The organism is Marinomonas pontica, from assembly GCF_036322735.1.
Classification (GTDB): Bacteria; Pseudomonadota; Gammaproteobacteria; order Pseudomonadales; family Marinomonadaceae; genus Marinomonas; species Marinomonas pontica.
Genome location: NZ_AP027271.1, coordinates 2,249,489 through 2,271,956, shown reverse-complemented (window position 1 = coordinate 2,271,956; position 22,468 = coordinate 2,249,489). Strand labels below are relative to the sequence as shown.

Annotated in this window: 22 protein-coding genes and 1 pseudogene; 4 read left to right on the top strand and 19 right to left on the bottom strand. The window is 45.5% G+C overall.

Features of this window, described 5'->3' with window-relative positions:
* Nucleotides 1-19: 19 nt before the first annotated feature.
* The 5 genes from lnt to miaB are packed head-to-tail and all read right to left on the bottom strand — an operon-like array spanning nucleotide 20 to nucleotide 5,385.
* Nucleotides 20-1,540, bottom strand: coding sequence for an apolipoprotein N-acyltransferase (lnt, locus tag AABA11_RS10685; RefSeq protein WP_338267749.1), 1,521 nt, complete (start codon nucleotides 1,538-1,540; stop codon nucleotides 20-22).
* A 55-nt stretch (nucleotides 1,541-1,595) separates the two neighbouring features.
* Complete coding sequence (locus tag AABA11_RS10680; protein WP_265730065.1) at nucleotides 1,596-2,462, bottom strand: HlyC/CorC family transporter; 867 nt, start codon at nucleotides 2,460-2,462, stop codon at nucleotides 1,596-1,598.
* A 12-nt stretch (nucleotides 2,463-2,474) separates the two neighbouring features.
* Nucleotides 2,475-2,939: an rRNA maturation RNase YbeY gene (gene ybeY / locus AABA11_RS10675; protein ID WP_338267745.1), complete on the bottom strand. Its 465-nt coding sequence runs from the start codon at nucleotides 2,937-2,939 to the stop codon at nucleotides 2,475-2,477.
* Nucleotides 2,939-3,985, bottom strand: a complete 1,047-nt coding sequence (locus tag AABA11_RS10670; RefSeq protein ID WP_338267742.1) for a PhoH family protein — start codon at nucleotides 3,983-3,985, stop codon at nucleotides 2,939-2,941. The genes ybeY and AABA11_RS10670 overlap by 1 nt, the downstream gene beginning before the upstream one ends.
* A 44-nt stretch (nucleotides 3,986-4,029) precedes the next feature.
* Nucleotides 4,030-5,385 carry a tRNA (N6-isopentenyl adenosine(37)-C2)-methylthiotransferase MiaB gene (gene miaB / locus AABA11_RS10665; RefSeq protein WP_338267740.1) on the bottom strand — a complete coding sequence of 452 codons (1,356 nt, stop codon included), beginning with the start codon at nucleotides 5,383-5,385 and terminating at the stop codon, nucleotides 4,030-4,032.
* A 192-nt stretch (nucleotides 5,386-5,577) separates the two neighbouring features.
* Between miaB and AABA11_RS10660 the strand changes: the two genes are divergently transcribed.
* The gene (locus tag AABA11_RS10660) at nucleotides 5,578-6,264 is read left to right on the top strand and encodes a hypothetical protein (protein WP_338267738.1); all 687 of its coding nucleotides are present in this window, start codon (nucleotides 5,578-5,580) and stop codon (nucleotides 6,262-6,264) included.
* Nucleotides 6,265-6,284: 20 nt separating this feature from the next.
* Here the strand turns inward: AABA11_RS10660 and AABA11_RS10655 are convergent, their stop codons facing one another.
* From AABA11_RS10655 to AABA11_RS10640, 4 genes and pseudogenes are all read right to left on the bottom strand, one after another.
* A complete protein-coding gene (locus AABA11_RS10655) occupies nucleotides 6,285-6,797 on the bottom strand; it encodes an OmpA family protein (RefSeq protein WP_338269664.1) in 513 nt (170 codons plus the stop codon).
* Nucleotides 6,798-6,986 (bottom strand): annotated as a pseudogene (locus AABA11_RS10650) (OmpA family protein); the annotation flags it as partial.
* 19 nt (nucleotides 6,987-7,005) lie between these two features.
* Complete coding sequence (locus AABA11_RS10645) at nucleotides 7,006-7,308, bottom strand: hypothetical protein (protein ID WP_338267736.1); 303 nt, start codon at nucleotides 7,306-7,308, stop codon at nucleotides 7,006-7,008.
* 93 nt (nucleotides 7,309-7,401) lie between these two features.
* A complete protein-coding gene (locus AABA11_RS10640) occupies nucleotides 7,402-7,860 on the bottom strand; it encodes an EVE domain-containing protein (protein ID WP_338267735.1) in 459 nt (152 codons plus the stop codon).
* Between the two features lie 153 nt (nucleotides 7,861-8,013).
* On the opposite strand from AABA11_RS10640, the gene AABA11_RS10635 reads away from it, so the two are divergent.
* Together AABA11_RS10635 and AABA11_RS10630 are read left to right on the top strand one after the other, a co-directional pair.
* Nucleotides 8,014-9,111 (top strand): HD domain-containing phosphohydrolase, encoded by a 1,098-nt coding sequence (locus tag AABA11_RS10635; protein ID WP_338267734.1) that lies wholly within the window; start codon nucleotides 8,014-8,016, stop codon nucleotides 9,109-9,111.
* A gap of 59 nt (nucleotides 9,112-9,170) precedes the next feature.
* Entirely contained in the window at nucleotides 9,171-10,106 is a 936-nt protein-coding gene (locus AABA11_RS10630) for a histone deacetylase family protein (RefSeq protein WP_265730058.1), read from the top strand.
* Between the two features lie 493 nt (nucleotides 10,107-10,599).
* Here the strand turns inward: AABA11_RS10630 and AABA11_RS10625 are convergent, their stop codons facing one another.
* From AABA11_RS10625 to AABA11_RS10605, 5 genes are all read right to left on the bottom strand, one after another.
* Nucleotides 10,600-10,896 (bottom strand): type II toxin-antitoxin system RelE/ParE family toxin, encoded by a 297-nt coding sequence (locus AABA11_RS10625; protein WP_338267732.1) that lies wholly within the window; start codon nucleotides 10,894-10,896, stop codon nucleotides 10,600-10,602.
* Between the two features lie 3 nt (nucleotides 10,897-10,899).
* Nucleotides 10,900-11,151 (bottom strand): type II toxin-antitoxin system ParD family antitoxin, encoded by a 252-nt coding sequence (locus AABA11_RS10620; protein WP_265730056.1) that lies wholly within the window; start codon nucleotides 11,149-11,151, stop codon nucleotides 10,900-10,902.
* 189 nt (nucleotides 11,152-11,340) lie between these two features.
* Nucleotides 11,341-11,991, bottom strand: a complete 651-nt coding sequence (locus AABA11_RS10615) for an RluA family pseudouridine synthase (RefSeq protein WP_338267729.1) — start codon at nucleotides 11,989-11,991, stop codon at nucleotides 11,341-11,343.
* A gap of 6 nt (nucleotides 11,992-11,997) precedes the next feature.
* Nucleotides 11,998-14,826: an RNA polymerase-associated protein RapA gene (gene rapA, locus AABA11_RS10610; protein ID WP_265730054.1), complete on the bottom strand. Its 2,829-nt coding sequence runs from the start codon at nucleotides 14,824-14,826 to the stop codon at nucleotides 11,998-12,000.
* Nucleotides 14,827-14,828: 2 nt separating this feature from the next.
* Nucleotides 14,829-15,446, bottom strand: a complete 618-nt coding sequence (locus AABA11_RS10605) for a YigZ family protein (RefSeq protein ID WP_265730053.1) — start codon at nucleotides 15,444-15,446, stop codon at nucleotides 14,829-14,831.
* Between the two features lie 193 nt (nucleotides 15,447-15,639).
* Here AABA11_RS10605 and AABA11_RS10600 point away from each other — a divergent pair, with 193 nt between their 5' ends.
* Nucleotides 15,640-16,953, top strand: a complete 1,314-nt coding sequence (locus AABA11_RS10600; protein WP_338267727.1) for a DNA recombination protein RmuC — start codon at nucleotides 15,640-15,642, stop codon at nucleotides 16,951-16,953.
* 8 nt (nucleotides 16,954-16,961) lie between these two features.
* Here AABA11_RS10600 and AABA11_RS10595 read toward each other — a convergent pair whose 3' ends face one another.
* The 5 genes from AABA11_RS10595 to AABA11_RS10575 form a co-directional block, all read right to left on the bottom strand.
* On the bottom strand, nucleotides 16,962-18,128 hold the full coding sequence (locus tag AABA11_RS10595) for a cation diffusion facilitator family transporter (protein ID WP_338267725.1): 1,167 nt from the start codon (nucleotides 18,126-18,128) through the stop codon (nucleotides 16,962-16,964).
* Between the two features lie 272 nt (nucleotides 18,129-18,400).
* The gene (locus AABA11_RS10590) at nucleotides 18,401-19,297 is read right to left on the bottom strand and encodes a recombination-associated protein RdgC (protein ID WP_265730050.1); all 897 of its coding nucleotides are present in this window, start codon (nucleotides 19,295-19,297) and stop codon (nucleotides 18,401-18,403) included.
* 2 nt (nucleotides 19,298-19,299) lie between these two features.
* Nucleotides 19,300-19,878, bottom strand: coding sequence for a thymidine kinase (locus AABA11_RS10585; RefSeq protein WP_265730049.1), 579 nt, complete (start codon nucleotides 19,876-19,878; stop codon nucleotides 19,300-19,302).
* 75 nt (nucleotides 19,879-19,953) lie between these two features.
* The gene (gene ybfE, locus AABA11_RS10580) at nucleotides 19,954-20,286 is read right to left on the bottom strand and encodes a LexA regulated protein (RefSeq protein WP_338267722.1); all 333 of its coding nucleotides are present in this window, start codon (nucleotides 20,284-20,286) and stop codon (nucleotides 19,954-19,956) included.
* 76 nt (nucleotides 20,287-20,362) lie between these two features.
* Nucleotides 20,363-22,411, bottom strand: a complete 2,049-nt coding sequence (locus tag AABA11_RS10575) for a carboxy terminal-processing peptidase (RefSeq protein WP_338267720.1) — start codon at nucleotides 22,409-22,411, stop codon at nucleotides 20,363-20,365.
* Nucleotides 22,412-22,468: the final 57 nt, after the last annotated feature.

Below are 22,468 nucleotides of genomic sequence, written 5' to 3'. Positions count from 1 at the left end.
CTGTTGTGGTGTTTTTGATTCAGCTGGATTTTTTTCGGCTTAAAATGAGGGTGTGACAGTAAGACAGAATCACGCACATTCCCAGCAGCCATAGGGTTGGCCAGTACCCCCAGTTAACGTAGGGCGTGTTCCCCGTGAACGCTTTTGCTTCGGCGGTTAACGTGGTTCTTTCAAACTGCGGCGCTTGAGATTCAATTTCCCCCTTTTCATTGATAAACGCGGTAATGCCCGTATTTGTGGCGCGAATCACATAACGTCCTGACTCTTTTGCTCTGAACTGTGCAATTTGCAAATGTTGCCAAGGTCCAAAAGACGTGCCAAACCAACCGTCGTTGCTGATGGTGATAAGGAAATCACTGTCTCTTACCATGCGTCTTACCTGTTCGGCATACACAATTTCATAACAGATAAAAGGCGCAACGCCCCATTCACCTACTTGCAGAACAGGTTGGTTGTCATCGCCTTGCTTGAAGTTGGACATTGGCATGCCAAACACATCCAAAATTGGGCCAATATAGTCTGAAAATGGAATGTACTCGCCAAAAGGAACAAGATGCTGCTTGTAGTAAAGGCCAAAGCCGTTGCCTGTTGCCCAGATTGCGTTGTAGTAATTTTTTCTGTCTTCACTGATATCCGGTACGCCAGTAATGAGTGTGGTGTTGCTGTTAGCTAACTCTTCGCTGAAAGAGGTCAGGTAAGGCTTTATTTGCGGGTAAACGTAGGTGATCGCTGTTTCGGGCCAAACCACCAATTCGCTGTCTAGGTGCTCAATGGTGGCTTGTTGGTAATAGGCGAGAGACTTGCCAGCGGTTTGCGTTAACCATTTCTCATCTTGTTTTACATTGCCTTGGACGAGAGTGGTTTTTAGCGTGCCAGTCTGTTGCACCCATGCAATGGGAAAGTAGTGCAAATAGGCGGAACTTGCCCAAATCATCAGTAGCATGCCCAACAGCGGGAATGGATTGTCTCTTCGTAATAATAGGCCGGCAAGTACGCTCGCGGTGAAGACAACGCCGGTGCTTGTCAGCCAGATGCCGCCAATTGGCAAGAGTTCAAATAGCCATGTGTTTTCAATTGCGTAGCCCGGTAATAACCAAGGGAACCCTGTGAATAAGGTGCTGCGTAAAAACTCTCCTAGCAAGAAACACAATGTGATCCACATACTGGCGGAAAGATTGGGGAAGCGTTTAATAAGGCGCCATGAAGCCCAGGCAGACAAAGCCCAAAATGCGCAAAGCACAGCCACAAAGGCAAAAGTAATCAGCCCAGCGATGAAAGCGCCAACTTGCCCATATTCAGCAATGCTGACATAGACCCAAGAAACTCCAGCTCCAAAAAATCCCAACGCGACAAAGAAGCCGCGCCAGCAAGCGGATTTGGCTGTTGTGCTGCTAATCACTAGAACGCCAAAAGCGATCAGACTGATGAAGTAACCAGGCCAGAAATGAAACGGTGCAAAACTGGTCACACCTACCGCACCCGTGAGAATGGCAAGGAAATGAGTTACGAAAGAAGGGAGTTTGTTTATCTTTGCTGACACACGAGGCTCCCACCCCGCTTTTGAATTGGCTAAGTCGGGGTAGGGCATGGTCATCTTATTCAGGTGTGTTTGGTGTAGGTTTTGATACTTGGATCGTTTTGATGCGTCGACCATCGGATTTCACGATACGGAAATGGAAGTTATTAAAGTATAACTCTTCATCACGTAACGGAACGTGACCAAATTGTTGGACTAGAATGCCGCCAATAGTGTCAAATTCTTCTTCATTCAGGTCGGCTTTGAAAAACTCATTAAAATCTTCCACCGTACACAAGGCCGGAACGAGATAAACACCCGGTTCGGTTGTGATCTGAATGCCTTCGTCATCGAGTTTGTCGGTTTCGTCTTCGATCTCACCCACAATTTGCTCAAGCACGTCTTCAATCGTTACCAGACCGGAAACACTGCCGTATTCGTCTAGCACTAACGCCATGTGGTAGCGCTTGGTTCTAAAATCGTTTAACAGAACATTGAGTCGTTTGCTTTCTGGAATAAAGTTGGCGGGGCGTAGGCGAGCCAAAATGTCGTCAATGGTCACGTCGCCATCTTTGAAAAGCAACGGCAATAAGTCTTTTGCCAATAGAACACCGAGGATTTCATCGGAGTCTTCACCAACGACTGGGAATCGCGAGTGAGAGGAATCTATGACCTTACGGAGTGATGTTTTTGGGTCGTCTTCGGACTTAATCACCACCATCTGAGATGGCGGAATCATGATGTCTCGTGCTTGCACTTCAGAAACTTCCAGTGCGCCTTCTACAATGGTAAAGGCGTCGCGATCTATAATATCGGACTTCACGGCGGCTTCTAGTAGTTTAACAATGTCTCCGCGGCTGCGAGGTTCATCGTTGAAGGCTTGCGTTAAACGCTCAAACCAGGATTTTTGTTGATCGTTGGATAAACTCGATCGGTCGTCACTCATTGGGGTGTTAGCTCACTCTTTAATCAAATAAGGGTCGGAAATCGATAGGGAAGCCAGTAGCCCTGTTTCTATCGATTCCATTTCATCTGCTTCTTCATCATTTATATGATCATAACCGCATAAATGCAAGATGCCATGAATGGTCATATGAGCCCAATGATGAAGTAACTCTTTATTCTGTTCTTGGGCTTCTTTTTCCACCACGTGGGCGCAGATGACCAAATCGCCTAATAATGGCAACTCTAAACCCGGAGGGGACTCAAACGGGAAAGATAAAACATTGGTTGATTTGTCTTTGCCGCGATACTCATGATTTAGAGCATGACTTTCTTCTTCCTCAACAATGCGGATGGTGACTTCGAATTCTTCATCTGAATTCTCTAAGGCTTTTTCGACCCAAAGTCTAAAATCTGCTTCACTGGGAAGTTGGTCGGTTTCCTGCGTAGCAATTTGTAAATCCAGCTCAACAGTGGCCATTATTTGTCACCCGTTGATGATTCAGATTGCGCGGCAAGACGAGCTTCAGTACGTGCTTTTTTCTCGGCTTCCACTTCAACGTCAAACTTATCGTACGCTTCTACAATGCGCTGCACCAGCGGATGGCGAACAACGTCAGACGAGCTAAAGTGCGTCATACTGATGCCGTTCACGTCTTTCAGAACGTGCATGGCTTGCGCCAAACCAGAGCTGGTACCACGAGGCAAGTCGACCTGAGTCGTGTCGCCAGTGATGACCGCCGTGGAACCAAAACCAATGCGGGTCAAAAACATTTTCATTTGTTCTTTCGTCGTGTTTTGGCTCTCATCTAGAATGATGAATGCATTGTTTAATGTACGACCACGCATGAAGGCCAGCGGAGCGATCTCGATAACATTTTTTTCGATTAACTTGTCGACCAATTCAAAGCCCAGCATTTCGTATAAGGCATCGTAAAGAGGGCGTAAGTAAGGGTCGATTTTCTGTGACAAATCACCTGGTAAAAAGCCCAGCTTTTCACCGGCTTCTACCGCAGGGCGAACCAGCATAATGCGCTCAACTCGATCCGCTTCTAGCGCTTCGACCGCACACGCTACGGCAAGGTAGGTTTTGCCTGTACCAGCCGGCCCGATACCAAAGTTGATATCGTGTTTGCGGATCTGTTTGACGTAGCCTTGTTGGTTTTTGCCCTTGGGTTTGATAAAAGCTTTGCGAGTTTTTATAACAAGCTGATCGCTTTTTTCCCTTTTGCTGCTCGACAATGATTCGATTGCGGATTCTTGCAAATATAAGTGAATAGTTTCGGGTGTGACATTCGTATTGGCAAGCGCTTCGCGGTAAAGGTTCTCTAGTAGCGTTTTGGTTGCGGCCACATGCTCAGAGTCTTCACCAGAAATGTCGAACAGTTCTGCGCGGTATTTAATAGAAACATCAAGTCGCTTTTCTATTAACTTGATGTTCTCGTCGAGTTGACCGCACAGTCCCGCCAAAGCATCTGCTTCGGCTGGGATAAGGCGGATTTGTTGAGTTGTCTGTGTTGTTTCCAAGATTTACCTTTTATTATTGAAGCACGTTGTATGAAACGGAGCTTTTATTGTAAGACAAAGTCGGCGTCGAGCTCGGTGCTGACTAACTCACCCAATAAAGAGTTAGGGTAAGCGTCAGTGATAACCACGTCTGCAAATTTACCAATCAACTGAGGGTCGACCGCACGGAAATTAACAATACGGTTGTTTTCTGTTCGGCCTTGAAGTTGTCCAGGATCACGAGGAGAGTAGCCGCTGATTAAAATGCGGTGCACTTCACCCACCATGGACAAGCTAATGTCATAGGCTTGCTGACTAATGCGACGCTGTAATATCGCAAGGCGCTCTTTCTTCAATTCTTCTGGCGTGTCGTCTTCTAAATTTGACGCAGGCGTTCCTGGGCGCTGGCTGTAGACAAAACTGAAAGAGTGATCAAAGCCAATCTCTTGAATCAGATTCATCGTGTCAACAAAGTCATCATCTGTTTCACCTGGAAAGCCAATGATGAAGTCAGAAGACAAGCTGATGCCTGGACGGGCTTCTTTAATACGATTGATTTTATCAATGTAATATTGGCGGTCATGACCACGTTTCATCGCGCTCAGAATGTTATCTGCACCGCTTTGCACTGGTAGATGTAAGTGACTAACCAGTTTTGGTTCTGTGCGGAAGGCTTCTACCAAGCTGTCGCTGAATTCCACTGGGTGAGACGTTGTGAAGCGAATGCGCTCGACACCATCGATCAGTGCCACAGCGTGAATAATGTCTGCCAGATCGGCTTCGTCACCTTCGGCCGTTTCACCACGATAAGCGTTTACGTTTTGTCCTAATAAATGGATTTCACGTACGCCTTGCTCGGCCAATTGTGCGACTTCCACTAAGATGCTGTCGAATGGACGGCTCACCTCTTCACCGCGAGTGTAGGGTACAACACAGAACGTACAGTATTTGCTGCAGCCTTCCATGATGGAAACAAACGCCTCTGCGCCATCAACACGCGGAGCGGGTAGGTGGTCGAATTTTTCAATTTCTGGGAAAGTCACATCCGTAATAGGAATGTGTTTTCCAGCAGCATTGACCATCTCTGGCAGTTTGTGCAGTGTCTGAGGGCCAAAAATCATATCCACATGTTTCGCGCGCTTGCGAATTGCGTCGCCTTCTTGGCTCGCCACGCAACCGCCAACACCGATGACTAGGTTAGGATTTTTTTGTTTGAGCTTTTTCCAGCGGCCTAATTGGTGATAGACCTTGTCTTGTGCTTTTTCGCGGATAGAGCAGGTGTTGAGCAATAATACGTCTGCTTCTTCTGCGTTGTCTGTGAGTTCCATTTCATGGCTTTCGCCAAGTAAATCTGCCATACGAGAGGAATCGTATTCGTTCATTTGACAGCCATGAGTTTGGATAAAAAGTTTTTTTGCCATGTAACGTATAAACCTAAAATGTGTTCGTCTAATCGACTTTGCGACTATTATATTGGGCTTTGCTTCCGAATCCCAGAGGTGTTCTGAATTCCCTTCATTTTATGCAAAAATAGTCGTCGTTTTTGTGGCTGGAGCTTTTGCCAAAGACCAGTCACAATAGCATTACGATGTAAATTTTAGCGTGGACATGTTTTGACCGTATTTTCTCGAGTTCTTGTATTGGCAGTGGCGGTAAGTGGCAACGCCTATGCTGACAGTGACTTGCCTAATTTTGCTTTTGGGCTGGGTTATGGGCTTTTAACTGAGAAGTCTTTGATGAATATTGACTTTAAAGTGAATATTCCCATTAACGATTATTTGTCTACACAGGTGCTGCTAAACAGCAATTATTTGGTGACAGGGTCGACAAAAGACAGCTTTGCTCAGTCTGAATTGTCTTCAAACTGGTTCCTGAGAAATGAATATGGCCGCTTAGGTATTGGTCTTGGGGTTACTGAGTTGGAGCCCATGAACACGTCGCAAGATTCTGAGCGAGACATTATTGGTCAGTTCCTTGGAGAGGTGTTTCTAGGATCATTTTCTTTAACGACGAATTATATTTCAGCAGATACCACATTGAGCAATGTAACCAGTTCGCGCATTGGGATCAGTTACTACTTTGATGACGACTTGCGAACTTCACTTTATCGAGAAAAATACAATATTGATGATATAGGTTGGCGTCTTGAAGCCTACTACCAGCCCAAAAAATACCATCAAATGGGCAGTGTTGGGATTATTGCCAGAACCGGTGATGACTACGATTATTTTGGTGCTGTCGTTCAATACTATTTTGATTATGCGGTTTCTTTAAAGCAGCGAGAGCGTGAATTTCACTAATAGCGTTCTTTATCGCTGGGCTATTTTTCCAGCCGATCCACGCTCCATATTGTCCACTTCGGCAGAATCACTTCTTGTGATGTTTTAAACGTCTGTACAATGCTGGTGTTGACTCGGCGGTTTTTGATTCTACCTTCCAATGTCAGGTTTGAAGCGATAGGGAAATCTTGTCCGTAGCCAATAACTTTGAATCGATCCGCTGAGATAGTGTATTCAGATTGAATGATGTCAGCCACTTTATTGGCACGTTCGATCGACAGCGCCAGATTGTAATCTCGGCTACCGGAGTTGTCCGTGTAACCCTCAATGATCACCAACGTGTTCGGATTGTCTCGCAATATTTGCCCAATGCTCTGTATAGAAGGGCGATAATTGGTTTTTACACGGTATTGATTGCGACTAAATGGAATGGTTAGCTCGTGCAGGTCTACAAAGGGCTGTTTCTGATTAGCGTCTTTGGTTAACGCTGAGTTGGTATTTTGGGGTTGTCGAAAAGGAACAACCACTTCGCCACTCACTCGGCGATTTCGCATCCTACCTTGTTCTGTATCATTCGATGTAATAGGGCGCTCTTGTCCATAACCAAAGGTTTTCAGTCGGTCGGTTTCAATATCGAAATGGGTAACGAGCTTTTCCGCAATGGCGTCTGCCCGCTTTTTGGACAGCATTAAATTGAAACGAGCTTGTCCAGTGTTGTCTGTGTGACCTTCAATTAAAACCCGCGTTTTGGGTGTTTTTTTTTTAAAAGGACGCTAGGCTTTGTAGCTGAGGGTAAAAATCGGAGGAGAGTTGGTAGTGAGCGGTATCGAACTGAACATCAAAGTCAAAATTGTGGTATTCCAATTCCGTGATTGGGCAGCCTTGGTTATCAACTTTGCTGCCTAGCGATGTATTAGCGCATGAATCCCTGGCGTCTATTACACCGTCTTGGTCTGAATCTTTTAATGAGCTAATGAGGCTACTTGGGTATAACGCCTGACAGAGTGCTAATCCACTGTATAAGCCAGACAATATAATAGCCATCCTTGCTATCGTGCGAACCATTTTCAAATACTCTATGTGTTGCTTACTTCTTGTAGGGCGCCATGTTAGGGCGAATGTCCTATTCTTCCTAGAATTAAAAGAGATAAGCGAAATTTATTTTTTTAATATGGCAGTGATATAGTCCCATTCATCACTGGAAATGGGCATCACCGACAATCGGTTTCCTTTTTGTGTTAATACCATATCGGCCAGTGCAGGGCTTTGCTTTAATTCTGCTAATGTTAGAATACTTGACCACTTTTCGACAAATGCCACGTCGACCATAAACCATCTTGGTTTTTCTGGCGTCGATTTGGCATCGAAATAAGCACTATTTGGGTCCCAGCTGGTGTGATCTGGGTACGCTTCTTTGCAGACTTTGGCGACACCAACAATGCCGGCGGGCGAGCAGCTAGAATGATAGAAAAAGATCAAATCATCGATTTTCATTTCTTTCATAAAGTTTCTGGCTTGGTAATTTCTTACGCCGTCCCAAGGAGATTGCGTTAGCCGTTTTAGATCATCGATGGAGAAAGCATCCGGCTCGGATTTCATGAGCCAATAATTTGGCATTGGGACCTCGTTTTCACAATGAAACACACTATATGTTCACGCTTACAAATATTCTATCTACAATAATAAGAGTGAGGATACGAGACTACCGAATGACTTGAATAGCCTCAATGCTTTTTTGAGTTACTTAGCTCCTTGTAATGGAAGAAAAAAATGAGCCACTTTGCTTGTAAAGCGTTTTCAGCGTTGGAAAAAGAGCTCAAGGACGATTTGCTAGAATGCTACGTGGAAGCTCAGCAAGAAATAGAAGACATTATCAACAGCATCGAAAGTGAAGGTTTCTCTTTCGATAAGTTGGACAAACTATTTCGTTCGCTCCACAGCATGAAAGGCAACTGCTCCGTTTGCTTTCTAGACCCTTTGGTTGGTGTGTTGCACAAACTTGAGGAAATTATCGATGGCATGCGTGGCGGATACATTCAATATCACCACTACCTGGGTGAATTGATCATTGTTGTCATTGAGAAAGTGTACGACCTGCTGAAACAAATTTATCAGTCCCATGTCGCTGAAAGTGCCGTGAGAGACGAACTTCAGCAAGGTTTAGACGCCATATACGCGGAAGAAGACGACTCGAAACGCCCTGATATGGCGGCGGGTTTATTGCGTAAGTGCAATCAAACAGAGGATGTCCCAGAAGAGGCATTGCCAGCATCTGTCATAATTAAAGTAGAATTTACGGAATCGCAACAAGCCGATATTGATTTGTTTATTGGGTTTAGCCAGAAGCTGAATCGTTTGCTTGGGTATTCTTCTGAGCGAAGTGAACGTATTTTGAAACTGTGCCAATTAATCAATGCCGAATGCGTGACACCGGTTGACCCTGCACAACTCAGTGCAGCGGCGTATATGCACAATATGGGCATGGCGCCGATTTTAAGTTGTAAAGACGATGAAGAATTAAAACGACAAGCTGAACACAATCATCCTATGGTCGGTGCCAAGTTGTTGGCCAAACACGAAGGGTGGGAAGACGCTGTCGCTATGGTGAAATCACATAAAGAGCGATTTGATGGTACTGGTTTTCCTGAAAGTTTAGTGGGGTCACTAATACCGCAAGGGGCATTTATTCTTTCCATGGCGGTGATGTTTATTGATATCGTGTGGGGTAAATCTGGCATCGAATACCGCAAAAGTGCCATGAGAGCAGTGCAAATGGTGAACTTTGAAAGCGGTAAAGGTTTTCCTCCGCATCTAATTGAATCATTTAACGCAGCAATAAGAAAAGTTTTGGTCGCAAAAAACCAGTAAGCCTTGTTAGCATTGTGTTCGTATAAATTGATCACGCTAGATTATCGATGGATGTCACTTTGCTACCCCTTGTTTTTCACCCCCACTACAGTATTCCTTTTCCGGCCGGGCATCGCTTTCCTATGCGCAAATTTGGTTTGCTTGCCGAATGTTTACGGGAGCAAGGGATTCTAACGGACGAAAACGAATACACGCCTGCGCCTTTGTCCCTTTCCGTATTAATGGCCGCTCATCAAAAAGAATACGTACAGCGCTTTATTCGTGGTGAACTCACAATAAAAGAAGAAAAAGACATTGGTTTGCCGTGGTCTGAATGGCTCGTCGAGCGAACCCTAAGGGCGGTTTCCGGTACAATATTAACCAGCGAATTAGCGCTTGAGCATGGGCTGGCTTGCCACCTTGCGGGTGGAACGCATCATGCTCACCCTTCTTATGGCTCTGGCTTTTGCATCTTTAATGATTTGGCGGTCGCGGCATTGGCCTTAATTCAGTCACACAAAGCTAAGAAAGTTCTCATTATTGACTGTGACGTCCACCAAGGCGACGGCACAATTGCCTTCTTTAAAGACAGAAGTGACATCATTCCTGCTTCTTGGCATTGCGAAGAAAACTACCCGCAGACCAAGCAAACTGATGGCATTAACATCGCCATCCCCAAAGGCGCGAATGACCAAGAATACTTATCCATTCTAAAAGATACCCTGCCTAAAATACTCGCTGAACATCGACCTGACTTTGTCTTTTATGACGCTGGCGTCGACGTCCACCAAGACGATCGGCTTGGCTACGTTAACCTAACTGACCAAGGCATTCTAGAAAGGGATACATACGTCATCGAAACCTGCGTTAGCCTAAAACTGCCTACCGCCTGTGTCATTGGCGGAGGTTACGACAGACAAGAAGAAAAAGTCGCATGGCGACACAGTTTACTTCATCAAGCCGCGAGTCAGATTTGGCAGAAATATTTTTTGAACGACACCCCTATATTAAGGTAGCAGCAAATGCGTAAAACAAAACGCCGTCGATCTTTGGGATACAAGAAACCGCTATCAAGAGGAGGCGAAGCTGGTAAAGCCTTTGGTGGTGGGAAAAGAAGAAGTGTTGCGTGTATAACCAGTTTGAAGAGTGCAAGCTTATATCAGACTAGCCAGCTATCTCGATATTTTATATGACAGGCTTCCAAAATTGGGAGGCTTATTAATTTTGCTATTCTACAAATGTTTCCTGGTGAAATCCTCTAGCCCTGAAAACTCATCCAGGTCGATCTCCAGGTTATGGAATGCAGTCCTATAATTTTCCCAGTTTTTAATTGATGGGTTAAAGCCATTAACCATTCTTGACCTTCTTCATAATCACCATCATCTGATAGGTTAGTAATGAGAACTGATTTAGACGGAATACTGTCACATTCATGTATATTTTTCATTTATTCCATAGTGTTAATTGATCGACGCTGCAAAGACGTCGGTAGAACAAAGAAAGACGTCGTTAACCCAAAAGCCTATGTGATGCATCCATATCTTCATGGAGTACTCGAATAATACAGATCTCTTGCTTTAACACTTTATAGAAAATAGCATGGTGCTCTACTAGTAATCTACGATATTCAGGCAAAACATGAGCATAGTTCGTGCCCAATGAAGGATGATTGATTAACTGATGGGCTCCTGCCTCAAGTTGATCTAAATAGCGATCTGCTTGATCAACTCCCCATTTTTCACAGGTGTATAGCCATATCTTGGTGAGATCAGATTCCGCCTTTGGTGTGACGAGCAGCTTAAACATTCACTACTCCGCTTTTATTTGTTTACGGCCAGCCGCTTTAATGGCTGCGATATGGAGAGGCTTACTTTCTCCACTTGATTCTCCTTCGATAAGAGCTTGTCTTAACGTTGCGAGATGTTCTTTGGCTTGTTGATCTTTTCTGATTAAATCGCGGATATATTCACTATCATTGCCAAAATTACCACTCTCAATTTGGCTTTTTATCCAGTCATCCTGCTGTTTAGTTAGTGTGACAGTTTTTCGATGCATGCTCATAATAGGGCTCCGAGTAAAGTCAAAGTATGATAATATCATACTATTTGATTGGATTGAACATAGATGGACGCCAGTTATCTATTTATTTTTTGTCCTACAAAGTGAAAGCTTCGCTTTCAGCGTCAGATTACGCCTCGTGTCCCGTCTCATCTGATCTACGCCCTTCACTTATAGGGTGGTGGGCGTGAGTTAAAAAGGACAGGCCGCGACAAAAGCAATCCATGCTTTGGTAAACGGATGCCTGAACTCGAGCCGATAGGCGTGAAGTAGCAGGCGAGGGTTGTTCTGGAATTCTGGATCGTAGAATTCATCACCAATGATAGAGTGTCCTAGGCTTTGCATGTGGACGCGAAGTTGGTGGGAGCGACCCGTAAAGGGCACGAGTCGAACACGAGTGGTATTGTTCTCGTAAGCCATTATTTCCCAGTAGGTGATGGAGTCTTTGCTCCATTCGTCAGTGCAAATAATCTGTCTTGGGCGGTTTGGCCAATCGCAGCGCAGTGGTTTTCGCACTTCGCCTTTTTCTCCTAAAAGATGACCGCGCAGCAAGGCGCGGTATTCTTTTTTGACTTCTCGTTCGCGAAAATGCGCGTACATGCGCTTTTGACATTCGTGGGTCTTCGCCACGAGGATCAAGCCTGAGGTGGCTTCATCCAAGCGGTGAATCGCAAAGGCTTCGCCAAATAAACAGTCTGCTCTATGCAAGATAGAATCAAGCTTATCTGGACCGCGACCAGGCACAGATAAGCAGTTAGCAGGTTTATTAATGACGGCAAACCATTCATCTTCGTACAATATCTCTAAGCGAGATAGTTCTAAACTTGGCACGGCATCCTGCACAGGACGTTATTCCGGCTTAGTGGTTAGGATAATACGAATCGCATCCAAGCGGATTTGGTGCTCGTCAATACGAGTCAAACCTTCTTGCATGTTGGTTTCGAGGCGTTCTATGTCTTCATCACGAATGGTGTCGTTGAAGGCTTTCAATTCCACTAAACGTTCGATTTCATTTTGGCAACGATGTTGGTAAGACGTTTTCGCCGCTTGAACGATCGGGCGTGCTTGGTCTTGGGCATTGAGCTGGTGAGCTTGTAGCACTTCGATGAGGTTTTTGCGCAACGCTGCAACCCATTGTTCCGCGACTCTGTTTGGTACGCCTTTCAGCTTTTCTGCCCATTTGTCAGCTGTAAATTGCTGATGGAGAAATTTGCCGTTGGAGTCTGACAATTGCCACATGGGTGTCATGGGCAGAGATTGTGCCAATTTTAAGCGTGGGTGAGCGGTTGCTTCGATGACGAACATACTTTCCACCAACACAGTGCCTTCAGGCAGTGCTGATATGGGTAAGATAGCCGATGTAAGCTTGCCTGAGTCAAAACCTTGGACTTCATCCATAAGCATGGTGATCAGTGGATGTTCCCACGTTGCGAACGCCACGTCTTCACGCTGGCTTGCTTGACGGCGATCAAGCATGAGCATTTTGCCTTCTTCTTCGATACCTGGCAGAGCTTCAAGCATCATGTCGGTTGAAGGGCGTAAGAACCAAGCGGCACGATCTGGGTCGTCGTTGATGCAGTCAGCGTAGATGTTAAACGCATGAGTCACTTGTTCTATGTAGTTGTGTAGCCCTTTGGTGGCTTGGTGGTTGATTTGCGCAATCAACGCTTGGGCTTGTTCCGGGCGGCACGAACTCATTTCTAATAGGCGGTTACGGCCTTCTTCCATTTGCTTTAGCAATGCTTCGTGATAAACGTGCGCCTCTTTTAGCAAGTCTGTGTCGTCGTCTTGGCCATGCAAGTAGGCGTGCAAGCTGTCGCCAAATGCTTCTTCGACTTTATCACCCGATCCCGTGGTGCGGCAAAATGCATTTAGGGCGTGGTGATACCAGTTGAATAGGCGTTCTTGAACACTGTTTTTAATGAACGGCACATGGATTTGAACATCGTTTAGTTGTCCTAAACGGTCTAGACGACCAATACGCTGTTCGAGTAAATCAGGGTGTTCCGGCAGATCGTACATGACGATGTGATGGCTGAACTGGAAGTTACGGCCTTCGCTGCCTATTTCAGAACACACTAGAATTTGTGCGCCGTCTTCGTCAGCGAAATAGGCGGCAGCACGGTCGCGATGGATTAGTGGCATCTGCTCGTGGAAATCGGCACTTTGGAAGCCCGCAAATGTTAGTTGATCGTTTAGCCATTGTGCCATGTCAGCCGTGTGACAAATCACCAAAACTTTATCGGCTTGGCATTCTAGAAATTCTTTCAGCCAGCTCCAACGAGGGTCTTTTTCCCATAAGCCATCCGCGACTTCGGTTTCTGGTTGCACGTGGCGATTGGCCGATTCGAAGAATTCGTTGTTATCCAGTGGATAAGAGTGAATGTAACGATCAGGGAATCCACCCACCGCCGCACGGGTGTTACGGAACATCTCGCGGCCTGTACCGTGACGGTCGATCAGCCAACTAATGGCTTCTTTCGCGGCTTCAGTTCGTGTAGCGCCTGTTTGTGTTGTTAGTGTCTGGAACCAGTCTTTAGCGCTCACTTCGTTTAGGTAAGCCCCAAAAGCTGAATTCCAATCCAAGGCTTCTGGTGTGCTGTCTTCTTGGCTGAAGGGTAATAGCGCTTCGGCTAACTCTGCGGCTTGCTTGAATGCTTTTTGCTGCGCTTGGTAGTGATCAAAATCGTGATAATGGTCGGCATCCAAGAGTTGTAAACGAGAGAAGTGTTCGCGCTCGCCCGTTTGCTCTGGAGTGGCGCTGAGTAGCAATAGGGATTCGGTTTTTGCCGCTAAACGAGCGACGACTTGATAACCGATACTGGGTGTTTCTGGGTGCCAAGCAAGGTGGTGTGCTTCGTCGACAATCACCATGTCCCATTCTGCATCCAGCATGTGCTGTGTGGCTTTCGGGTGCTGACTCGCCCAATCGATTGGCGAGATAACAAACGGTTGCTGTTCAAATGGGTTGTCGTCACCGTCCATGAAGTCTTCGTACACGGATTCATTGATCAATGAGAAGGGCTGGTGGAAGCGGCGGAGCATTTCTACTAACCATTGATGTTGTAAGTTGGTTGGCGTCAAAATTAAGACGCGCTTGCACAGGCCATTCAGTAAACGTTGATGCAGGATCAAGCCGGCTTCTAGGGTTTTACCCATACCCACTTCATCACATAAAAGGGCGCGCGCTTTCGGGCGGTTTGCGATGTCATGCGCCAGATAAATCTGGTGTGGTAGCAGTTCGGCTTTCAGACCCATTAAACCACGTACTGGTGATGCGGCATTGGCCGCTTGGTGTTCGAGTGTATGACGACGTAAGTCGAACCACATGCGACGAGCTGGCGACAGCGCCAATAAAGAATCTAACTCGTTTTTGTCGTTACGTGGAAATTGGATGATGGATTCTTCTAGCCAATCGTCGTCTTCGCTGATGCGGTACTCGATCAGGTCGTTGATTTCTTCTACTTCCAATACGGTAAAGGTGTCATCTTGGAAGTGCAATTGATCGCCGACGGTGAGAGTACGTCGAACAAGACTGGTCTGGTCATTTGAGTATTGACGATCTGCTTCCGCATCTGGGAAATGCAAGGTAAAAGACTTATTTTGTGTGTCTACTATCATGCCTACGCCGAGATCAGGCTCGTTGCGGCTACTCCATCTTTGTCCAGTTTGGTACATAGTTATGCGTTGTCCGGTTCAATTAAAGTTAAGCTGCCTTGGCATAAATCCGTCAATGCGAGTTTATGTTCGGGCCAAGTACGTTCAATAACAGCAAGATCAATCACTATACTGTCACTGTAGGTTTTGTTGGTTATTTCTATGTCGCTCTGTTCTAGCCAATATTCTACTTTACCCAGTAAAGGGTAGGCGATTTTTAGCTGAACAGGGCAACGCGGGTACACATTTTCATATTCTGTTTGCGAAAGCGCTTCTTGCACCGCTTGGCTATAGGCTCTGACTAAGCCGCCTGCCCCCAGTTTTACGCCACCAAAAAAGCGGGTTACCACAACGGTGGTTTCGCCAAAGTCTGAATGCTGCAACACATTGAGCATGGGTTTCCCAGCGGTGCCTTTTGGTTCACCGTCATCACTCTGATCCCATAAATGCGCGTTGTTCGGTACCCCAGCAATAAATGCCCAGCAGTGATGGTTGGCATCGGGGTAACGCTGACGCATTTCTTCAATAAAAGCCTTAGCTGCATCACGTCCATTTGTACGACAAACGTGTGTGATGAACTGACTGTTTTTTATTTCTAGATCAAAGCGTTGCGTGTGTGTTGGGCTTAGGTAGTAATCCATGTAAACTTATCGAGACCTTAGCATGACTGCTGCGCGCCAATACAATGTTAAAAACAGACTCAAAATGCTCATTTATAACCTATAAACTCCGCTTTTTCGTCTATTTTTGCCCCGTCTTGGCTTTGCTCGTGACGTCATGCAAATGCCTTACTTTGTTAAAAACAGACATTTAAAATAGCGGGTTTAAATTTATATGACAGATTGGCTTTCGCAATCAGTTTGGGTGTTATCGGGCTTTTGTATCGGCGCGATTCTTCTGTCTGGCATTGCTGGTGGTATTGTACAGGCTATGCGCCGTCAGTGGCAGATCACACAGGAAAAAATGCAGCAACAAAATGAGGAATTACTGCGTCTTTTACAGCAATCGAAAGAGCAAATACATTATTTGGAAAAAGAGTCCCTGACTCTAGAGCAGCAATTCGCTGCGGCGCAAAGTGTCTGGCAGGAAAAAGAGGCTTTTTATCGAGAACAAAAAAAGCAAAACGAAACCGAATTTAAACAAATGGCTCATGACATTATGAGCCATCAAGGCCAGCAATTGGCAAAAGAAAACGAACGCCAGTTAGGGTCCTTGCTAACGCCACTGGGTTCACAAATTCAGAAGTTTCAAGAAAGTGTGGAAAAGAGTTATCAAGAAGAAGCCCGCGAGCGTTTTTCTTTGGTAAAAGAGATCAAAGGTCTTCAGCAATTGAACCAAAAGATCAGTGACGATGCAGTGAGTTTGACACACGCTTTGAAAGGTCAAAACAAGCTTCAAGGTGGGTGGGGTGAAGTGATTCTAGAACGAATTTTAGAACGTTCTGGACTGGAAAAAGGTCGCGAATATGAAACGCAGGCCTCCTACCAAACGGCGGAAGGGCGTCGCTTGCAACCGGACGTGGTGATTCACTTGCCTGAAGGCAAACAAATCATTGTCGATTCCAAAATGGTGCTGATCAGTTATCTGGCTTATATGGAAGCCGAAACCGATGAAGACAGAAATCGAGCGCTAAAACAGCACTTGGATGCGGTTCGTCGTCATATGAAGGAACTAAGCGCCAAGTCTTATCACGATTTGCCAGGCGTTACATCGCTGGATTTTGTGTTGCTGTTTATTCCTATTGAAGCGGCATTTGGTTTGGCGTTGCAAGGTGATAATGGTCTGTTTAGTGAGGCGTTTGAACACAATATTATTATCGTCGGTCCGTCTAATTTATTGGCCACTTTACGAACAATTCAAAATATTTGGCGCAACGAAAAACAGAGCCAGAACGCTATCGAAATCGCTCGTCAAGCTGGCGCTATGTACGATAAATTTTCTGGTTTTGTGCAGGATATGGACGACATTGGTAGCAAGCTAGAGGCAGTGAGTCGCACGCACGATGCGGCTTTGAAAAAATTGACGGCAGGTCGTGGTAATTTGGTCGCCAGAGCGGAGAAGCTAAAAATGATGGGAGCGAAGACCAGTAAGGCGCTGCCAGTGGAGTATCTTAACGACGATACCCTCACTGACGAGTCTAGTGACTAGCGTTCTTATTATTCTGGGAAAACCCAAAGAACGCTGGCTTTGTTGATGTAATTGGTTGTTTTTAGCTCTTGTAATATTCGAGCCGTGAGTTGATTTAGATCGCTGCCTTCGGGTGTTTTCAAAGAGTTGGCGATAATCTCTAAGTCGAGACAGTTGTTTAAATAATGCAAACGGGTATTTGGGATGTCCACGTAGTTTGTATGCTGTCGCAATAAAAAGCCTAAGTCCGCCAATATTTGATGACGTGCGGGCAGTTTTAAATGCGGTGGTTTGCCTGATTCGAGAATAAAACTTTCCGTTTGAATCTTATCGTCTGTGTCAATATGAACCATGACATCTTGCACTTGCGAGTGAGCTTTTTTGATGGTGTAAGCGACCAAATCTCCAAGGTAATGACCTTCGCTGACACTGGCATGACTCGGTACATGGATGTGCATATCTAAATAGATTTTGCCTGCCATGGATCTGGCTCTTACATCGTGAGGTGCCATGACGTGTTTTAGGCTGTTGGCCGTTTCTTTGATTTGTGCAATGAGTTTTGGGTCTGGTGCTGTGTCTACCAGTTCAGCTAAGTTTTCCCATACCATGCTGACGGCCATTTTGCCGATCAATAGGGCTACGATAATAGACGCCACCATGTCTGCCCACCCGTAGCCGAAATACACACCGATTAATCCAATAAGCACTGCCACTGACGATAGGGCATCACTACGGCTGTGCCATGCATTCGCAATCAGCATTTTGCTGCCAATCTTGTCTCCCGCTTTTTTGGTGTAATGAAAGATGGCTTCCTTTATGACGATGGTCGCAATCAGCGCCGCCAAACCGTACCAGGTAAATTCGGCTTGTGATGAATCAGCCATCAACGATTCGTAAGCGATGCCAAGCGCAACAAGGATGAGCACCATACCAAGAAAGACCGTCGTTAATGTCTCAAAACGCAAATGACCATATGGATGGTTTTCGTCTGGGCCTTGGCGGGAATTGGCAGAGGCAAAGTACACAAACACATCGGTCACTAAATCAGACAATGAGTGAATCCCGTCCGCCATAAGCGCTTGCGATTGGGATAAGTAGCCTGCAGCTATTTTTGCTACCCCTAATAAGGCATCCCAGACGGCACCAACGAGAGTCACTCTTTTGGCGATATCTTGCTCTTGGATCAGTTGTGTCATCTTGTGTGTCGCTCTTTTTGGGTTCGAGAATATGTGGGTGTTTTCGGTTGGTTATTTTACTTGCGTTGTATTAAGCGTTTATTAAGGTATTGATTTTCTGTGTATTTATTGAAAAGTGATGATGTCTATTTTGTCAAAGAGAGACGGTTTATTGTTCAGCGTGTTTTGTAGATTTTGAATTATTCCGCTAGATTGCCTTGTTGTCTAGCTTCCCGAATGTTCTCCCCAAGCTTATCCACGAAAACTGTGGAAAAGCTTAGGAAGGTCTTGGGCTAATTAATCTCGAACCACAGGCAATATGAAGCGAAAAACTCTCTCATTGTAAGAGACATGAGCGAGAAATTCGCGTCCATATCAGACAAACCACCGCCTTGAGAATCGTTAAAAGCCGCTTCTTTTAGTGCATCATCAAATTTTATTTTGCGTAGAGTTAGATCGTCATGAAGTACAAAACTCAACTTGTCTGTCCAGCGTAAGCCAAGGTTTTTCACAGCCATGCCTTGTTGCAGGTGGCGTGTAACGTCTTCTGACAAAGGCTCTAGGGATTTAAATCGAATGGTTGCTTTGTCTTCTGAACCGTCTTGGATTTCGCATTCGTCGCCGGTTTCTAGGCTGGCGGGAACGTCGTTTTTCACTAGCCAATCTGTCATCAAAGAAGAAGGGGCGACCTGTGCCTGTAATGGTGTCATTGGGAAGCTGCCCAATGTGGTTTGTAGGTGTTTAAACAGCAATTCTGTCATGCTGGCATTGGTGCTGTTGAGAACCAAGATTTTTGCTTGTAAATCAATGTAGGCCCAAATGTCTGTGCGCTTGGAAAAGGCTTTTGGACGCAGTGTAAACACAAGCTCGTCTTTCATGTCTGACTTTTCTTTACGGCCCACTTTGCGGCCTTCGATCAGCTCAATTTCAGCGACTTTGGCTTCAAGTTCTTCGCGGACAACAGCAGAAGGCAGTACTTTCTCTTCTTTGCCAGCACGGAACAGTAGGCAGCGATCACTGGCAAGGCTCCATTGTTCACTGTTGCGGATAAGTGGTAACCAGCCGAAAGAGAACTCTTCCTGAGAACCGCATTCTTTGAGCGGAAATTCAGGGATTTTGTCGATCAATTCATTCGTGTCTAGTGATTCTGTGTCTTTTAACTGGAATATTTGGGCGTTCTTGAACCACATATTTACTCTCTCACGGCTTCTTTAAAGTGTTTTCGACAAACGGACAAGTAGCGGTCATTGCCGCCGATTTCTACTTGCGCGCCTTCTTTAACGGGAATTCCTTTGGCATTAAGTCGGATGACCATGGTGGCTTTACTGCCACAATGACACACGGTTTTTAGCTCGATCAGTTTGTCTGCCCAGGCGAGCAGCGCTTGACTGCCTTCGAACAATTCGCCTTGAAAGTCGGTGCGAATACCAAATGCAAGAACAGGGATGCGCAGTTTATCAACAATTTCTGATAGGTCGTACACCTGCTCTTTGGTCAAAAATTGGGCTTCATCGATTAGGATGCAGCTTAATTTTTTTGCGTCGGCGTCATTTTTGATTAGAGCCAATAGGTCAGTACTGTTATCAAACACGCTCGCTTCAGCGGATATGCCAATTCGAGAGGCGATTTGTCCGGTTTCATAGCGGTCGTCTATCGATGCTGTAAGGAGTAGCACTCGCATGCCCCGCTCTTGGTAATTGTGAGCGGATTGCAGCAGAACGGTTGATTTTCCTGCGTTCATTGCGGAGTAATAAAAGTACAGTTTGGCCATATTGAGTCTGTTTGCTAGCTTGCTGTTTGAAATGGCTGGCTAGTATAGCAAATCACCATAATGTGTGGTTCTTTTTCATGGTGATATTGTGTCCACATGATTGAGTGGTGTTGTTACGGCTTTTTTGCTTTTTGCGGTTTTACTTTTGGTGATGGTTTTATGAATTTGCAAGGTTAACCATTCAGCACGTTTTAAGCCGCTTTGTTCACACAATAAATCCAGCTTATCGAGTGTGTTTTGTTCAATCAGCAGCTCCAGTCGTTTTAAACCTTTGGCCTTTTCTTTCTCTCGTTGTGCGCGTTTGTTTATTTTTAGTTGATCTTTTCGTGTTAGTGGCTGCGTTCTGGGGCGGCCTGGGGATTTTCCAAATAGATCGATTGTATTGCGGTCGGATGACGCTTTTGCCATGGTCTTAGTTACGTTTGTGTTGTTGTGAAAAAAAGGGCAAGTCGCACCCAGTGATGCGACTTGCCCTTGACGTTTTTTAGTTTTGTGCGGTTTTCTTTTCGGCTTGTTCTTGCGCCATTTGATTGGTTGCAATGAAGTCTAAAAGAATTTCTGACGCTTCTTTGGCGTAGGTATCTTCTTCAACCGGTTCGATATCGTCAACGGACGTTAGTAGCTCTAAATCGAGGGCTTTACGGCGGGTATTTTCACGCTCAAGCTCTCGCTTTTTACTGTCTTCGCGCTGTTGTACTCTTGTGCTTTCTTTCAAAGATATGGTTTTGTAGGTTTCTACTTGGTCTTTAAACTCTTCTATTTGCTCGTTAATGGCAATGAAGTTGGGGTCTTTTGCCATTCTGGCTTCGTGACGCGGCTCTAGAATAGGTAAGTAGGCTGGCATATTCCAATACACTGGGTAACGGGTTTCATGGATTTTATCCCACGCAAGCGGATTGTCCAAAGCGCTTTCGCCAATGGTTTCTTTGTCAATCAAAGACGGAAAAGCGATGTCAGGCATGACGCCTTTGTGTTGAGTGCTTTCGCCAGACACTCGATAGAATTTTGCTTGTGTGACTTTCAGTTGTCCTTTGTCCATGTCCTGTAATACTTGGACGGTGCCTTTACCAAACGTCTGATCGCCCAATATCAATGCGCGACCATAGTCTTGAAGTGCCCCTGCTACGATTTCAGAGGCTGACGCACTCATGCGATTGACCAAAACAGCCATGGGGCCACTGTACGTAATGGCGGTGTCGGAATCCCCTAATGGGGTAACGCGTCCACTTTGATCACGGATTTGTACTGTTGGTCCTGATGGAATGAACAGTCCTGCTAATGCGTTGGCTTCTTGCAATGAGCCGCCACCGTTATTGCGTAAGTCTAGAATTAAGGCTGAAATGTCTTCTTTGCGCAGTTCTTCTATCAGCTGTTTGGTGTCTCTGGTAGAACTTTTGTAATTTTTGTCACCGGCTTGAATGGCTGCAAAGTCAGAGTAAAACGTTGGTAGGGTAATGACGCCCACTTTGTACTTTTCGCCATCTCGTTCGACCTCCACGATTTCTTTTTTCGCAGATTGGTCTTCTAATTTTACTTTTTTGCGCACGATGCTGATTTTTTTACTGGTTTGGGTATCGCCCTTGCTTGGGGTGATTTCAAGTGTGACGGTTGTGTCTCGTTCACCTCGAATCATATCGACCACATCATCAAGGCGCATTCCGACCACATCAACCATTGGCTTGCCTTCTTGACCAACGGCAATGATTCTGTCGTTAGGAGATAGATCGCTTTGCGTCGCCGCTGGACCACCAGGAACCAAACGTACCACTTTGGTGTAATCGTCTTCCATTTGCAGTACGGCGCCAATACCTTCTAAAGAAAGGCTCATGTTGATGTTAAACGTTTCTGATGCGCGTGGTGCGAAATAACTGGTATGTGGATCTAACGCGGCAGTAATAGAGTTTGCAAACGTCTGATACACGTCGACAGCGTTGGTTTGGTCAACCTGTTTTAGTTGGTTTTTATAGCGACGTTCAAGTGCAGAGATGATTTTTTCTTCACTTTCGTCATTCAGTTTAAGGGTGAGTGCACGATTTTTAAGGCGTTTGCGCCAGTAGTCATCAAGTTCGGCCTCTGTTTTCGCCCATTGTTGTTTTTCGGGATTCGCATTAAGGGTTTCGTCGATGGTGTAGTCAAAGCCTTTGACCATTTCTGGTAACTGGTTTTGTAAGTTAAGCAGGCGTTTTTCCAGGCGCTCTAGATACAGGTTGTAAATAGTGTAGGCGACTTGGGCATCGCCATTTCTTAGGGCGTCGTCAAAGCTATTTCTGTATTGTGATAATCTGTCTATGTCGCTTTTTAGAAAGAAGCTTTTGCTTGGATCAAGCGCGTTGATGTAATTGTCAAAGGCTTTTTCTGAAATGGTATCATCAATATGAGGTCTGTTATAATGGATGCCTTCAAGCATTTCGACAAGCTCTTTGGATACCTTGTCATATTCATGAGGAGGCTGAAGCTCCTGATAAGCAGACACAGAGGTAGAAGCAAAGGTGTAGCCGGTTAAAAGGCAAAGCAAAAGGCGTTTATAGTTCATCCGGAATGGGCTCTCTCGGTCTATTTAATACATCATTGGTAAAATCATATTAGACAC

Coding starts and splice junctions, on each gene's coding strand:
- AABA11_RS10680 (WP_265730065.1), bottom strand. CDS start 2,462: ATGAGTGACGACCGATCGAGTTTATCCAACGATCAACAAAAATCCTGG.
- ybeY (WP_338267745.1), bottom strand. CDS start 2,939: ATGGCCACTGTTGAGCTGGATTTACAAATTGCTACGCAGGAAACCGAC.
- miaB (WP_338267740.1), bottom strand. CDS start 5,385: ATGGCAAAAAAACTTTTTATCCAAACTCATGGCTGTCAAATGAACGAA.
- AABA11_RS10655 (WP_338269664.1), bottom strand. CDS start 6,797: ATGCGAAATCGCCGAGTGAGTGGCGAAGTGGTTGTTCCTTTTCGACAA.
- AABA11_RS10645 (WP_338267736.1), bottom strand. CDS start 7,308: ATGGTTCGCACGATAGCAAGGATGGCTATTATATTGTCTGGCTTATAC.
- AABA11_RS10640 (WP_338267735.1), bottom strand. CDS start 7,860: ATGCCAAATTATTGGCTCATGAAATCCGAGCCGGATGCTTTCTCCATC.
- AABA11_RS10635 (WP_338267734.1), top strand. CDS start 8,014: ATGAGCCACTTTGCTTGTAAAGCGTTTTCAGCGTTGGAAAAAGAGCTC.
- AABA11_RS10625 (WP_338267732.1), bottom strand. CDS start 10,896: ATGTTTAAGCTGCTCGTCACACCAAAGGCGGAATCTGATCTCACCAAG.
- AABA11_RS10620 (WP_265730056.1), bottom strand. CDS start 11,151: ATGAGCATGCATCGAAAAACTGTCACACTAACTAAACAGCAGGATGAC.
- rapA (WP_265730054.1), bottom strand. CDS start 14,826: ATGTACCAAACTGGACAAAGATGGAGTAGCCGCAACGAGCCTGATCTC.
- AABA11_RS10605 (WP_265730053.1), bottom strand. CDS start 15,446: ATGGATTACTACCTAAGCCCAACACACACGCAACGCTTTGATCTAGAA.
- AABA11_RS10600 (WP_338267727.1), top strand. CDS start 15,640: ATGACAGATTGGCTTTCGCAATCAGTTTGGGTGTTATCGGGCTTTTGT.
- AABA11_RS10595 (WP_338267725.1), bottom strand. CDS start 18,128: ATGACACAACTGATCCAAGAGCAAGATATCGCCAAAAGAGTGACTCTC.
- AABA11_RS10590 (WP_265730050.1), bottom strand. CDS start 19,297: ATGTGGTTCAAGAACGCCCAAATATTCCAGTTAAAAGACACAGAATCA.
- AABA11_RS10585 (WP_265730049.1), bottom strand. CDS start 19,878: ATGGCCAAACTGTACTTTTATTACTCCGCAATGAACGCAGGAAAATCA.
- ybfE (WP_338267722.1), bottom strand. CDS start 20,286: ATGGCAAAAGCGTCATCCGACCGCAATACAATCGATCTATTTGGAAAA.
- AABA11_RS10575 (WP_338267720.1), bottom strand. CDS start 22,411: ATGAACTATAAACGCCTTTTGCTTTGCCTTTTAACCGGCTACACCTTT.